The organism is Bradyrhizobium sp. 18BD (genome assembly GCF_054185225.1).
The window spans coordinates 149,467-163,340 of sequence record NZ_JAVAYL010000007.1 but is presented as its reverse complement, the minus strand read 5'-3'; the positions used below and the strand labels follow the sequence as shown (position 1 = coordinate 163,340).

Annotated in this window: 12 protein-coding genes; 8 read left to right on the top strand and 4 right to left on the bottom strand. The window is 65.9% G+C overall.

Going from position 1 to position 13,874, the window contains the following annotated elements; all coding sequences use genetic code 11:
* The first annotated feature begins 3 nt into the window (after nt 1-3).
* The 3 genes from RAD16_RS15185 to RAD16_RS15175 are packed head-to-tail and all read left to right on the top strand — an operon-like array spanning nt 4 to nt 2,530.
* Nucleotides 4-1,398, top strand: a complete 1,395-nt coding sequence (locus tag RAD16_RS15185; protein WP_458158690.1) for an AtzE family amidohydrolase — start codon at nt 4-6, stop codon at nt 1,396-1,398.
* 12 nt (nt 1,399-1,410) lie between these two features.
* The gene (gene hpxZ, locus RAD16_RS15180; RefSeq protein ID WP_458158689.1) at nt 1,411-1,803 is read left to right on the top strand and encodes an oxalurate catabolism protein HpxZ; all 393 of its coding nucleotides are present in this window, start codon (nt 1,411-1,413) and stop codon (nt 1,801-1,803) included.
* 4 nt (nt 1,804-1,807) lie between these two features.
* Nucleotides 1,808-2,530, top strand: coding sequence for a GntR family transcriptional regulator (locus RAD16_RS15175; RefSeq protein ID WP_458158688.1), 723 nt, complete (start codon nt 1,808-1,810; stop codon nt 2,528-2,530).
* Between the two features lie 143 nt (nt 2,531-2,673).
* Here RAD16_RS15175 and atzF read toward each other — a convergent pair whose 3' ends face one another.
* Together atzF and RAD16_RS15165 are read right to left on the bottom strand one after the other, a co-directional pair.
* Nucleotides 2,674-4,479 (bottom strand): allophanate hydrolase, encoded by a 1,806-nt coding sequence (gene atzF / locus RAD16_RS15170; protein ID WP_458158687.1) that lies wholly within the window; start codon nt 4,477-4,479, stop codon nt 2,674-2,676.
* Nucleotides 4,480-4,684: 205 nt separating this feature from the next.
* Nucleotides 4,685-5,191: a MarR family winged helix-turn-helix transcriptional regulator gene (locus RAD16_RS15165; protein WP_458158686.1), complete on the bottom strand. Its 507-nt coding sequence runs from the start codon at nt 5,189-5,191 to the stop codon at nt 4,685-4,687.
* Between the two features lie 148 nt (nt 5,192-5,339).
* Between RAD16_RS15165 and RAD16_RS15160 the strand changes: the two genes are divergently transcribed.
* Complete coding sequence (locus RAD16_RS15160; RefSeq protein ID WP_458158685.1) at nt 5,340-7,190, top strand: feruloyl-CoA synthase; 1,851 nt, start codon at nt 5,340-5,342, stop codon at nt 7,188-7,190.
* Between the two features lie 382 nt (nt 7,191-7,572).
* On the opposite strand, the gene RAD16_RS15155 is transcribed toward RAD16_RS15160, so the two are convergent.
* Nucleotides 7,573-8,079 carry a MarR family winged helix-turn-helix transcriptional regulator gene (locus RAD16_RS15155; RefSeq protein WP_458158684.1) on the bottom strand — a complete coding sequence of 169 codons (507 nt, stop codon included), beginning with the start codon at nt 8,077-8,079 and terminating at the stop codon, nt 7,573-7,575.
* A gap of 84 nt (nt 8,080-8,163) precedes the next feature.
* Between RAD16_RS15155 and RAD16_RS15150 the strand changes: the two genes are divergently transcribed.
* Genes RAD16_RS15150 through RAD16_RS15140 form a run of 3 tightly spaced genes read left to right on the top strand, consistent with a single transcriptional unit; the run spans nt 8,164 to nt 10,984 of the window.
* The gene (locus RAD16_RS15150; protein ID WP_458158683.1) at nt 8,164-9,384 is read left to right on the top strand and encodes a cytochrome P450; all 1,221 of its coding nucleotides are present in this window, start codon (nt 8,164-8,166) and stop codon (nt 9,382-9,384) included.
* A gap of 11 nt (nt 9,385-9,395) precedes the next feature.
* Nucleotides 9,396-9,719 carry a 2Fe-2S iron-sulfur cluster-binding protein gene (locus tag RAD16_RS15145; protein ID WP_458158682.1) on the top strand — a complete coding sequence of 108 codons (324 nt, stop codon included), beginning with the start codon at nt 9,396-9,398 and terminating at the stop codon, nt 9,717-9,719.
* 53 nt (nt 9,720-9,772) lie between these two features.
* A complete protein-coding gene (locus RAD16_RS15140; protein ID WP_458158681.1) occupies nt 9,773-10,984 on the top strand; it encodes an ABC transporter substrate-binding protein in 1,212 nt (403 codons plus the stop codon).
* Between the two features lie 127 nt (nt 10,985-11,111).
* On the opposite strand, the gene RAD16_RS15135 is transcribed toward RAD16_RS15140, so the two are convergent.
* A complete protein-coding gene (locus RAD16_RS15135) occupies nt 11,112-12,374 on the bottom strand; it encodes an NAD(P)/FAD-dependent oxidoreductase (RefSeq protein ID WP_458158680.1) in 1,263 nt (420 codons plus the stop codon).
* Nucleotides 12,375-12,684: 310 nt separating this feature from the next.
* On the opposite strand from RAD16_RS15135, the gene RAD16_RS15130 reads away from it, so the two are divergent.
* Nucleotides 12,685-13,857 carry an ABC transporter substrate-binding protein gene (locus tag RAD16_RS15130; protein WP_458158679.1) on the top strand — a complete coding sequence of 391 codons (1,173 nt, stop codon included), beginning with the start codon at nt 12,685-12,687 and terminating at the stop codon, nt 13,855-13,857.
* Nucleotides 13,858-13,874 lie beyond the last annotated feature (17 nt).

The window sequence follows — 13,874 nt, the reverse complement described above, 5'->3', positions numbered from 1 at the left end:
GCCATGACCGCCAAGCCAGAGATGACGGCCGCCGAGATCGCGAGTGCGGTCGCGGGCCGCAAGATGTCCGCGCTCGATGCCACTGAAGCCGCGCTCGCGCGCATCAAGCAGCACGACACCATCCTCAATTCCTTCACCGACGTCACCGCCGAGCGCGCCCGCGCGAAAGCGCGCGCTATCGATGCCGACATCGCCGCCGGCAAAGACGTCGGCCCGCTCGCCGGCGTGCCCTTCGCGGTGAAGAACCTGTTCGACGTCGCTGGGCTTCCGACCCGCGCCGGCTCGAAGATCAATCGCGACCTCGCACCATCCAGGCGCGACGCCACGTTGATCGAGCGCATGGAAGCCGCGGGCGCCGTCCTCGTCGGCGCGCTTAACATGGGCGAATACGCCTACGATTTTACGGGCGAGAACGTCCATGACGGTCCCTCGCGCAATCCGCATGACTCCACGCGGATGACTGGCGGCTCGTCGGGCGGTTCGGGTAGTGCCGTCGGCGGCGCCCTGGTGCCGATCGCGCTCGGCTCGGACACCAACGGTTCGATCCGTGTGCCGTCGTCCTTCTGCGGCATCTTCGGTTTGAAGCCGACCTATGGCCGGCTGTCGCGGGCGCGCTCGTTCCCGTTCGTTGCGAGCCTCGATCATCTCGGCCCGTTCGCCCGCTCGGTGACCGATCTCGCGCTCGCCTATGACGCGATGCAGGGCCCGGATGCCGACGACGGCGCCTGCACGACGCGTGGGTTGGAGCCGACGCTGCCGCTGCTCGCCAATCCAGTCTCGGATTTGCGCATCGCGATCGCCGGTGGTCACTTCCAGAAGAACGTGTTCCCGGAAGCGGTCGAAGCCGTCAGCCGCGTCGCCAAGGCGCTTGGCGCGACTGACGTCGTGGACGTGCCCGAAGCCTCGCGCGCCCGCGCGGCGGCTTACGTCATCACCACCACCGAAGGCGCTTCGCTGCATCTCGACCGCCTGCGCAAGCGGCCGAACGATTTCGATCCGGCGGTCCGCGACCGTCTGATCGCGGGCGCGATGGTGCCGGCGCCGCTGGTCGACCGCGCACAAAAATTCCGCCGCTGGTATCGCGCCCAGTTTGCCGAGATCTTCAAGTCGGTCGACGTGCTGCTCGCGCCGGCGACGCCCTGCACCGCGCCGAAACTCGGCCAGGTCAATTTCAATCTCGACGGCGTCGAGCTTCCGGTGCGCGCCAACATCGGCATCCACACCCAGCCGATCTCGTTCATCGGTTTGCCGGTGGTCGCCGTGCCGGTGCCGCTCGAGCCGCTGCCGATCAGCGTGCAGATCATTTGCGCGCCCTGGCGCGAGGACATCGCGTTGCGCGTCGCGTACGCATTGGAGAAGATGGGCGTGGTCGCCGCGCCGTCGCCAAGGGGACTTTGAGAGGAATTTGAGATGGAGATCGATCTCCCCGATGTGATCGCGGAAGTCAAAGCCGCGTTCGAGCGCTATGAGCAGGCCCTCGTCACCAACGACGTCGCCGTGCTCGGCGAATTGTTCCGCAACGATCCCCGCACGCTGCGCTACGGCATCGGCGAGAACCTCTACGGCTATGAGGCGATCTCCGGGTTCCGTGCCGGCCGCTCGCCGGTCGGCCTCAACCGCCGCACCGTCAAGACGGTGATCTCCAGCTATGGCCGCGACACGGCGGTGGCCTCCACCTTGTTCTATCGCGACACGGCTCCCGGCAAGGTCGGCCGGCAGATGCAGACCTGGATTCGCTTCCCGGAGGGCTGGCGCGTCGTCGCCGCCCATGTCAGCATCATCGACGAGTCGAAAGAGACGTGACCGTATGACGCTTGACGATCTTCCGCCCGGGACGCTGCCGGCCGAGCCGGTGGTGCCACGGGTCGACCGGGCGCAGCCCAGCGTGCACAAGGTCACGCGCGCCGAGGAGCTGCGGCTTCAGCTTGCCGACGAGATCGTGCGCGGAACTCTCGCCCCCGGCGCACCGTTGGACGAGACCGACATCGCGCGCCGTTTCAGCGTGTCGCGGACCCCGGTGCGCGAAGCGTTGCGGCAACTGGTAGCGAGCGGTCTGGTCGAGGCGCGGCCCCATCGCGGTGCGGTGGTGGCGCGGCCGTCGATCGAGCGCCTCAAGAGCATGTTCGAGGCGATGGCAGAGCTCGAGGCGCTGTGCGCCGGCCTTGCCGCCGAGCGCATGTCGGCCGCCGAGCGTCATGGCCTGGAGGCCGTCCACGAAGAGCTGCGGGTGCTCAGCTACGCCGGCAATCCCGATCGTTTCCACGAGGTCAACGAGCGCTTCCACAACGCGATCTATGCGGGCTCGCAGAACGGCTATATCGCCGAGATCACGCTGGCGACCCGCGTGCGCGTGCAGCCGTTCCGCCGCGCCCAGTTCCGCAATCTCGGCCGCCTGGCAAAATCGCAGGCTGAGCACGACCGCGTCGTCGTCGCCATCATGCGCGGCGACAAGCAGGGCGCCGCCGCCGCGATGCGCGCGCATATCGAGCTGGTGCGCGGGGAGTATGAGATCTACGCGGTGTCGGTGTAGCGAGACCGTGTCCCGGACGCGGTGCAGCGCGTAGCGCTGCTCCGCAGAGCCGGGACCCATCTATCCATTATGCGCAGTCGTCGCCATGAGTCCCGGTTCAGCAGCGCACCACTGCGTGATGCGCCGCGCCCGGGACACGAGACCTACGTCGTCGCGGCTTCCTTCATATACGCGCGCCAGCCGCCATACGCGGTGATATCGCGCGCCTCGCCCAGCACCTCCGGCTCGACGAGAAATCCCTTCACGCTCCGTCCATCTCCAAGCCGCACCGTGCCGATCGCCATCGGCGCAGGGATCGCGTTGACGAACTTGCCGAAGGCGGATGAGGACAGCGACCAGATCTCCAGCTCGATCGACGCGCCCGTGCCGGCCGCGACGCGCAGCAGGCCTGGCTTCTGCGGCGTGGTCTTGAGCGCGTAGAGCTTGTAGTCCGGCGCGGTCCTGGTCGCCTCGACAAGCTTTGCGTTCAGCGCCGTCAATTCGCCATTTAGCGCCATGCCGGAGAGATGCGCGCCGACAACGGCGATCGGGATCTCGTCGCCGTCGTTCGCCGGCAGCGGCGCGAGCGGTGTCTGCGCCACGCCCTTCGCGCCAACGCTCAGCTTCGTATCCGCATGGAACACACGGCCGATGCTTGCAAGCATCGCGTCGCGTCCTGCCGGCGCCAGTAGCGTGATGCCGAACGGAATCCCGTCGGCCCGCATCGAAGCCGGGATGGCGAGGCCGCAGAGGTCGAGCAGATTGACGAAATTGGTGTAAGTGCCGAGCCGGCTGTTGAGCTCGATCGGATTGGCCAGCACCTGCGCGGTCGTATACGCAGTCGGCGCCGTCGGCAGCACCAGTGCGTCGATGTTCGCAAAAGTGCGTTCGGCGATCTTGCGCAGACCCTGCAGGCGGTAGAGCGCGGAGAAGGTGTCGGCTGCCGTCAGCCGCGCGCCGGCCGCGGTGATTTCACGCGTCACCGGGTGAATTGAATCGGGGGCGGACGCCAGCAGGTTCTTGATCACGAGATAGCGCTCGGCGACCCAGGGACCTTCATAGAGCAGCCGCGCCGTCTCGTAGAACGGCTCGAGGTCGAACTCGACCAAAGTTGCGCCGAGCGCGGTCCAGCGCTTCAGCGCATCGGCATAGGCGGCCTCAGCCTCCTTGTCGCCGAAGAAGATCAACTGCCCGTTGCGCGGCACGCCCAGGCGCAAGTTTGCCGGGAACGGCGTGATCGCGCCGAGCGGCCGGTCGCGCGAGAACGGATCGGCCTGGTCGGGGCCGGCCATCACCGAGAGCGCGAGCGCGGCGTCGTCCACCGTCAGCGCGAACACGGAGATGCAGTCGAGCGTGCGACAGGCCGGCACGAGGCCCGCGGTCGAGATCATGCCGAGGCTCGGCTTCAGCCCGACGATGTTGTTGAGCATCGCCGGCACGCGGCCGCTGCCGGCGGTATCCGTGCCGAGCGTCAGCGGCACGAGGCCCGCGCCGACCGCCACGGCGGAGCCCGAGCTCGATCCGCCGGGAATCAGATCATCGCGGATCGAATTCTTGGGAATGCCATAGGGCGAGCGCACGCCGACAAGGCCGGTCGCGAACTGGTCGAGATTGGTCTTGCCGATGATGATCGCGCCAGCGGCGCGCAGCCGCTCCACCGCGGTCGAGTCATGGGTCGGCGTAAACGAGAAAGCCGGGCAGGCTGCCGTGGTCGGAAAACCCAGCGCGTCGATATTGTCCTTCACCGCAACCGGCACGCCATAGAGCGGCAGGCTCGCGGCATCCTTCGCGGCCAGCTTCTCGGCCTCCGCGATCGCGTCCTTCTCGTCGCGCAGGCTGATGAAGGTGGCGGGATCGTTGTGGTCCCGAATGCGCTGATAGGTCCGCGCGATCGTCTGCGCCGGCGTCATCGTGCCCGCGCGATGCGCGGCCACAATCGCGGCGATCGTTTCAGGCTGCTCAGCCCCCATGGTGACAAAACTCCGGCAACAGGTCTTACCCGGATTGAAGCAAGCGATGTGCCATTGTGTACATTATCCGGGCAGCGCGGTCGCCCCGGATATTATCGCGAGATCATGGACTTGAGAGATTTTGTGGCTAGGGAGCAAGCTGCGACGGCGCCCTGTTCCGGGCATCTGCCCAAATCGTGTGCAGTTCTGGATCAGGTGTTCTGGATCAGGTGAAGTCAGCCAGGATCCGGAGCAGCCGCTCCCGGTTCTCCTTGCCGATCTTCTCCTCGACATGCCGCTCGTGCTCGGCGGCGAGGCGCTTGAATTTGGCCAATGCGGTCTCGCCGGGCGCGGTGAGATGCAGCGCGTGGGAGCGGCGGTCGGCCTTGGACTTGATCCGCTTCACCAGCTTGCGTTGCTCGAGGCTGTCGAGCAGGTGCACCAGCCGCGCCCGCTCGATGCCGAGGCGTTTGGCCACCGCCATCTGCGACAGGCCGGGATTGGCGCCGATCACGGTCAGCACGGAATATTGCGTCGGCCGGATGTCGACGTCACCGAGCGTCTTGATGAAGTCCTGGAAGATCCAGATCTGGAAGCGCCGCACGGCATAGCCGGCGTGGCCGACCAGGGCGTCGAGGCCGATCTCGTCCGCGTCGATCCGCCGCGCGGTGCCGTTGCCGGCGCGTTTGCGGGGGGAGGGGCGGATATCGGCTCTGGCTGCGCTGGCTGTCACATCGTGTCTCCTCACCTGCAACTTTAGCGCCTCGGCGCGCCGAGCGGAAGATTGTTGTTGACGACAACAATTGCCCTGCCCAACATTATGACCAAAGCAGCCCGGAACGAGGCTGCGGGCCGACCCTGTTTCGGGCGAGGAGGAAACCATGATGTCAGCCGCACGCGGTGAGGCTTCGAGCCTGTTCGCAACGCCAAGGACGGTGGCCGAGCATCGCGCCGACGGCAGCATCGTGCTGCGCTCGCCCGAGCCCCTGCGCGACAGCGCGCGCTGCATCGGCGACTGGCTGGAGCATTTTGCGCGGCAAACGCCTGACGCGATCTTCCTCGCTGAGCGCGATAGCGCCGATACGCCGTGGGCCACCATGACCTACGCGGGTGCCCTGCGGCGGGTCCGTGCGGCCGCGTCGTGGATCCTGGCGCAGGAGCTTAGCGCTGAGCGTCCCGTCGTCATTCTCTCCGACAACAGCATCGATCACGCGCTGCTTGCGCTGGCCGCCCAGCATGTCGGTGTGCCCTCGGCGGCGATCTCGCCGGCCTATTCGCTGATGTCGAAGGATTTCGACAAGCTGAAAAGCATGATCGCGCTGCTTGAGCCCGGCGCGATCTATGTGTCTAGCACCAAGCCGTTTGCGGCGGCGCTCGCTGCAATCAAGCCGCTACACACGGCGCAGATCATCAGTGGCAACGCCGGCGACGCCGATGCGCTCGCCTTCCGCACCATTGCGGCAACGCCTGAAACGCCTGACGTCGCAAAAGCCTTCGCCGCGGTGACGCCTGACACGATCGCAAAGTTCCTGTTCACGTCAGGCTCGACCGGCACGCCCAAGGCTGTGATCAACACCCAGCGGATGCTGACCTCCAGCCAGCAGGCCAAGGCGCAGACCTGGACTTTCCTCAAGCAGGCCGGCAGCGAACTCGTTATTCTCGACTGGCTGCCGTGGAGCCACACCTTCGGCGCCAACCACAATTTCAATCTCGTGCTGCGCAACGGCGGCTCGCTCTATATCGACGGCGGCAAGCCGGCGCCCGGCCTGTTTGCGACGTCGCTGGCCAATCTGAAGAGCGTGATGCCGACGGTTTATTTCAACGTGCCGCGCGGCTTTGACATGCTGATCGCGGCGCTGCGTAGCGACGAGAAATTGCGCCGCCGCTTCTTCAGCGAGGTGAAGTTCGCCTTCTATGCCGGCGCCGCCTTACCGCAGAATCTCTGGGATGCGCTGGAGCAGCTTTCCATCGAGACCGTCGGCCGTGCCTTGCCGATGGTTTCGGCCTGGGGCTCGACGGAGACGTCGCCGCTCGCCGCAGACTGCCATTTCCTCGCGGAACGATCCGGCAATATCGGCGTGCCCATTCCCGGCACCGAGTTGAAGCTCGTCGCCTCCGGCGACAAGCTGGAAGTGCGCGTGCGCGGACCCAACGTCACGCCGGGCTATTGGAAGGCGCCCGAACTGACGAAGCAGGCCTTTGACGAGGAGGGCTTTTATCTGATTGGCGATGCCGTGAAGCTCGCCGATGCGGAGCGGCCCGAGCGCGGCCTGTTCTTCGACGGCCGCGTTGCCGAGGACTTCAAGCTTAATTCCGGCACCTGGGTCAGCGTCGGCACGCTGCGCGTTGCCGGCATCGCCGCGCTGGCGCCGCTCGCGCAGGACATTGTTGTCGCCGGCCATGGCGGCGATGACGTGCGCTTCCTGGTGTTCCCGAACATTGCCGCCTGTCGCGCGCATGCCGGTCTGCCCGAAGCCGCCAGCGTGAACGACGTGCTGGCGCATGACAAGGTCAGGGCCGCGATTGCGCAGGGACTGGCAAAACTGAAGCAGCAGGGTGCTAACTCCTCCGGCCACGCCACCCGCGCGTTGCTGCTCGCCGAGCCGCCGTCGGTCGATGGCGGCGAGATCACCGACAAGGGCTACATCAACCAGCGTGCCGTGCTGACGCGGCGTGCGGATGCGGTGACGCGGTTGAATGACGATGCGTCGGGCGAGTGGGTGGGGCTGTAGCTCATCGTTGATCCAGGCCGAGCTCGCGCCCTCTTTACCTCTCCCCGCTTGCGGGGAGAGGTCGGATCGCTCTTGCGATCCGGGTGAGGGGGTACAGGTCTTTCGCCGATCTCGCGTGTGGAGAGAGGCCCCTCACCCCGTAAGAACGGGGAGAGGGAGTGAAGCACCACGCCCAATACGCCAGCCATTCTGCCGCAATATCCTGCATGATTCTTTTGTTGCCTAAGCAACTAATTTGTGCGAACCGTTCCAAACAAGGACGACGGCGGGGCAACCGCTGCGTCCGATCTTGGAGGAAACGATGCTCGGCAGGAGTGCTGCCGTCGGCAGATGCCGGCGCATGCCCGGAGGTGATGGGGGGCGGCGCCCGGCGCGCGGCCTGTCAGGTCTCGGTGCTGCCGGTCACCGCGCCGAGATTCTCGTGCAGCCGGCGGACCAGGTCGATCAGCACCTCGCGCTCGTCCTTGTTGAGGCACGACAGCAGGCGCCGTTCGCGGTCGAGCGCTGCAACGATCACCTTGTCATGGGTGGCGCGACCTTTTGCCGTCAGCGAGATCGAATGAGTGCGGCCGTCGTTGGGATCGGTGCGGATCGACACCAGCCCGCGCTTCTCGAGGCCAGCCAGCGTCCGGCTCACCGGCCCCTTGTCAAATCCGATCACGTGGCAGATGCGCGAGGCCGGAATGCCGGGCTCGATCGCCAGCAGCGACATGATCCGCCATTCCGTGACGTTGACGCCGAACTGCCGCTGATAGAACGCAGTCGCGCTGTTCGAGAGCTTGTTGGCGATGAAGGTGATGAGCGCCGGGACGTAGCGATCGAGATCGAGCGTCGGCCCGGCTTCGACGGACGCAGGTCTCTGGCGGGATCGGGGCGAAGGCGTCGGCATGTCGGGATTTTTGACTCGCAAGGTGCCTGCAGACCTAAGGGCATGCGGCCGCGTTTCACAAGATCAAAGTGAGGGAGGACTTCAATGAGCACAATCGGCTCCCCAGCGACGCATGGTTTGTCAGCCATTCCGCATCTCGACGTCGATCCCTTCGACATGAAATTTTTCGCCGACCCCTATCCCACGCACGAGCTGCTGCGCGAGACGGGACCGGTGGTCTATCTCGACAAGTGGAACGTCTACGGCGTAGCGCGCTATGCCGAGGTCCATGCCGTCCTGAACGATCCCGCGACCTTCTGCTCCAGCCGCGGCGTCGGCCTGTCCGACTTCAAGAAGGAGACGCCGTGGCGGCCGCCGAGCCTGATTCTGGAGGCTGATCCGCCCGCGCACACCCGCACCCGGGCCGTGCTGTCGAAGGTGCTGTCGCCGACCGTGATGAAGCAGGTGCGCGACCGCTTTGCCGCAGCAGCCGAGGAGCGGGTCGACGCGCTGCTCGACAAGCGCAGCTTCGATGCGATCACGGATCTCGCGGAAGCCTATCCGTTGTCGATTTTTCCCGATGCGCTCGGGTTGAAGCCGGAGGGGCGCGAGCATCTCATTCCTTATGCGAGCGTCGTGTTCAACGCCTTCGGACCGCCCAACGAGCTGCGCCAGCAGGCGATCGCGCGCTCGACGCCGCACCAGGCCTATGTCGCCGAGCAGTGCCAGCGCGACAATCTCGCGCCCGGCGGCTTCGGCGCCTGCATTCATGCGCAGGTCGACGACGGCGCCATCACGGCGACCGAGGCGCCGCTGCTGGTGCGCTCGCTGCTCTCCGCCGGTCTCGATACAACTGTCAACGGCATCGGCGCGGCCGTCTATTGTCTCGCGCGCTTCCCTGACCAATGGCAGCGCCTGCGCGATGATCTTTCGCTCGCGCGCAACGCGTTCGAGGAAGCGGTGCGCTTCGAGAGCCCGGTGCAGACCTTCTTCCGCACCACCAGGCGCGAGGTCGAGCTGTCGGGCGCGCGGATCGGCGAGGGCGAGAAGGTGCTGATGTTCCTCGCCGCCGCCAACCGCGACCCGCGGCGCTGGGACAGGCCGGACAGCTACGACATCACCCGCCGTACCTCCGGTCACGTCGGCTTCGGCTCCGGCATCCACATGTGCGTCGGCCAGCTCGTCGCCCGCCTCGAGGGCGAGGTGATGCTGACTGCCCTGGCGCGCCGCATCGCGAAGATCGAGATCACGGGCGATCCGAAGCGCCGCTTCAACAACACGCTGCGCGGGCTCGACAGCCTGCCTGTCACCATCACCCCGGCCTGACGAGGAGTTTCATGCCCGCCATCACCTTCATTCATCCGGACGGCAAGTCCGACCGCGTCGAGACCGGCGACGGCGAAAGCGCCATGCAGGCCGCGACCCGTCACGGCCTCAACGGCATCTTGGCCGAATGCGGCGGCAACGCGATGTGTGCGACCTGTCACGTCTATATCGACGAAGCCTGGCTCGCGCGGTTGCCTGCGATCGCCGACGACGAGGACGCGCTGCTCGACGGCACCGCGGCCGAGCGGACGCCGAACAGCCGGCTGTCCTGCCAGCTCACGATCACGCCCGCGCTCGACGGGCTCGTGCTGAGACTGCCGGAGCGGCAGATCTGATTTTTTGGGGTGTTCCGGCAACGACCGGCGCACCATACAAAGGGGAGGGGCCAATGAAACATCTGAAGTGGACGCTTGCGCTCGCCGCAAGCCTCGTGAGCGGCGTGGCGAGCGCCGAGATTTCCGACAATGTCGTGCGCGTCGGCGTGCTCAACGACATCTCCGGCATTTTCCAGGATACCAACGGCATGGGCTCGGTCGAGGCCGCGCGCATGGCGGCCGAGGATTTCAACGGCGGCGGCAAGGGCATCAAGGTCGAGATCGTCTATGCCGATCACCAGAACAAGGCCGACGTCGGCAACGCCATCGCGCGCAAATGGCTCGATGTCGAAGGCGTGGACGCGATCGTCGACGTGCCGAACTCGGCTGTCGGCCTTTCCATCAACGCGCTGCTGCGCGACAGCCGCATGACCTTACTGGCGTCGTCAACGGCAAGCTCGGATCTCACCGGCAAGGCCTGCTCGCCGAATACGATCCAGTGGGTCAACGACGCCTGGGCGACCGGCAACACCACCGCAGCTGCAATGATGTCGCGCGGCGGCAAGGATTGGTACTTTCTGACGGTCGACTACGCGCTGGGCAAAGGCATCGAGGCTGAAGCGCAGAAATATATCGAGGGTCACGGCGGCAAGGTGCTGGGCTCCTCGAAACATCCGCTCGGCACGTCCGACTTCGCCTCGTTCCTGTTGCAGGCGCAAAGCTCGAAGGCGCAGGTGATCGGCCTTGCCAATGCTGGCGGCGACACCATCAACGCGGTGAAGCAGGCCGCCGAGTTCGGCATCCAGCAGGGCGGGCAGAAGCTCGTGGCGTTCCTGCTCTTCATCAACGACATCCACGGCATGGGCATCAAGGTCGCGCAGGGCCTCCAACTGATGGAGGCGTTTTACTGGGATATGAACGACGACACCCGCGCCTTCGCCAAACGTTTCGCCGCGCGGCCCGGCATGAACGGCAAGATGCCGAGCGGCAACCAGGCCGGCGTCTATGCCTCCACGCTCGCCTATCTCAACGCTGTCGCGGCGACCGGCAGCGACAATGCCAAGGATGCCGTGCCGGAGATGAAGAAGTTCAAAGGCAAGGACAAGCTGTTCGGCGACACCGCGATCCGCCAGGACGGCCGCGTCGTGCATCCGATGTACCTGTTCGAGGTGAAGAAGCCGGAGGAGTCGAAATATCCATACGACTATTACAAGCTGGTCTCGACGATTCCGGCGGAGCAGGCGTTCAGGCCGATGGCGGAGGGCGGGTGCGAGTTGGTGAAGTAGGGTGTCGTGCCCCGGACGCAGTGCGGCGCGTAGCGCTGCGCTACAGGGCCGGGGCCCACAACTTCTGGGTCCCGGCTCTGCGTCGCGTCATTACATGCCGCGCCGCGTCCGGGACACGAGAGCATCGTTACGCCACCTTGCTGCTGCCCTGCGTGATCAGCCGCGCCGCCCGCTGATCCCGCGCGTAGATCCAGAGCCAGCTCAGGGCGACGCTGAGGCGGTGGCGCAGGCCGATCAGGAAGTAGATGTGGGCGATGCCCCAGATCCACCACGCGATGGTGCCGCGCAGCTTGACCTTGCCGAAGTCGATCACGGCGAGCCGCTTGCCGATCTGCGCGAGGCTGCCGGAGTGCTTGTAGCGGAACGCTCCCTTGTTCTCGCCGCGCAGGCGCGCCTTGATGGTCTCGGCGACGTGGCGGCCCTGCTGCTTCGCGGCCGGCGCGATGCCGGGCACCGGCTTGCCCTCCCAGGCGTTGATGTTGACGGTATCGCCGATCGCAAAAATCTCGGGATGGCCGGGGATGGTGAGGTCGTTCTCGACCTGCGCGCGGCCGGCCCGATCGGCCGGTGCGTCGAGCCACTCGGCGGCCGGCGAAGCGCGCACGCCGGCGGCCCAGATCCGCGTCTTGGCCTCGAGCAGCTTGCCGCCGAACACGACGCCTTCACGGTTGATCTCGGTGACGGCCTGCCCCAGCACGACCTCGACGCCGATCTTCTCGAGCGAGGCCTGCGCATAAGCGGAGAGATCGTCGGGAAAGCCCGCCAGCACGCGCGGACCGGCCTCGATCAGCACCACGCGCGCCTTGTGGGTGTCGATGTTGCGGAAATCGGCGGGCAGCGTGTGGTGCGCCATCTCGGCGATGGTGCCGGCGAGCTCCACACCGGTGGGGCCGGCACCGACGATGACAAAGGTCAGCCGCGCCGCGCGCTTGACCGGATCGGTCTCGCGCTCGGCACGCTCGAACGCCACCAGAATGTGCCGGCGCAGCGTGGTGGCATCCTCCAGCGTCTTCAGGCCCGGCGCCCAGGCCTCCCATTCATCGTGGCCGAAATAGGCGTGGCGCGCGCCGGTCGCGAGCACCAGCGTGTCGTAGGGCACCTCGCTGCCGTCGTCGATCAGCACGCAGCGCCTGTCGGCATCGACGCCGCTGACGGTCGCAAACAGCGTCGTCACCTCGCGCCGGTCGCGCATCAGATGCCGGATCGGCCAGGCGATCTCGCTGGTCGCGAGCGAGGCGGTCGCGACCTGGTAGAGCAGCGGCTGAAACAGATGATGGTTGCGGCGGTCGATCAGCGTGATCTCGACCGGCGTGCCTGCAAGCCGATAGGTCGTCTCCAGCCCGCCGAAGCCGGCTCCGACGATGACGACGCGGTGGGGATTTGCGGCCATGATGCGCCCTCGAATCTCGCTGCTCACTTCCCTTATTTAAGTGCTGATTGGGCGCCGCGGTCCAATAGCCGTCATCAATCGTCGCATAGGCCGGATGTATCGATCGGGCGCGAAAAAGCGCCGTAGCCTTGGACCGGCCTTGGCCGAAGTGAGTAGAATTATATTTCTTGCCATACTCGATTGGGGCGAAATATGGTGCAGGGGCGGGCGCTGAGCCATTGGCGGGGCGACAGATTTTGCGTTCAATAGAGACAGACCCGGGACGGCGATCACCCCGTTTCCGGGATCAATAATAAGGAGGGGAGTGGTTATGAGGACGGCATTCTGGCTGGCGGGCGCAGCGGCGCTGGTGCTGGCGAGCCCGGCATTCGCCGGCGACACCATCAAGATCGGTTTCGTCTCGACCTTCAGCGGCCCGACCGCCGTGATCGGCAACGACATGCGCAATTCCTTCGAGCTCGCGCTCGACCACATGGGCCGCAAGATGGACGGCAAGCCGGTCGAGGTGATCTACGAGGACGACGGCCAGAAGCCTGATGTCGGCAAGCAGAAGACCGAGAAGCTGGTGCAGTCCGACAAGGTCGATTTCATCGTCGGCTACATCTGGTCGAACGTGCTGCTCGCCTCGCTCAAGACCGCGGTGGATTCGCAGACCTTCCTGATCTCGGCCAATGCCGGCCCGTCGCAGCTCGCCGGCGAACTGTGCTCGCCTTACGTGTTCTCGACCTCCTGGCAGAACGACCAGACGCCCGCGGCGATGGGCCTCTACATGAACCAGAAGGGCGTCAAGAGCGTGTTCCTGATCGGGCCGAACTACGCGGCCGGCAAGGACATGCTCGCGGGCGTGAAGAGCACGTTCAAGGGTGAGATCAAGGGCGAGGAATACACGGTCTGGCCGAGCCAGCTCGACTTCTCCGCCGAGCTCTCCAAGGCGCGCGCTTCGGGCGCGGAGTCGATCTTCGTGTTCTATCCGGGTGCCGCCGGCGTGCAGTTCCTCAATCAATATGCGCAGGCCGGCCTGAACAGCACGATGCCGCTCTACACGGCGTTCACCGTCGACGAGCTGTCGCTGCCGCTGCAGAAGGAGAACGCGCTCGGCGTGCCCGGCGCGCAGGAATGGGTGAACGACCTCCCCAACGAGCAGAACAAGCGCTTCGTCGCCGACTACCGCAAGAAGTACACGGGCCTGCGCCCGACCTATTACGGCGCACAGGCCTATGACGCGGCTCAGCTCATCAACAGCGCGGTCGTCGCGGTGAAGGGCGACACCAGCAAGAAGGACGCGATGAAGGCCGAGATGGAAAAGGCCAACTTCAAGTCGCTGCGCGGCGCGTTCAAATACGGCAAGAACCACATCCCGGTGCAGAGCTTCTATCTGCAGGACGTCGTGAAGGACGCCGAAGGCCAGCTCTCGCTGAAGACCGTCGCGACCATCGTCGAGAACGACCAGGATCGTTTCCACGAGAAGTGCGCGATGAAGTGAGGCTTTGCCTCTCCCTC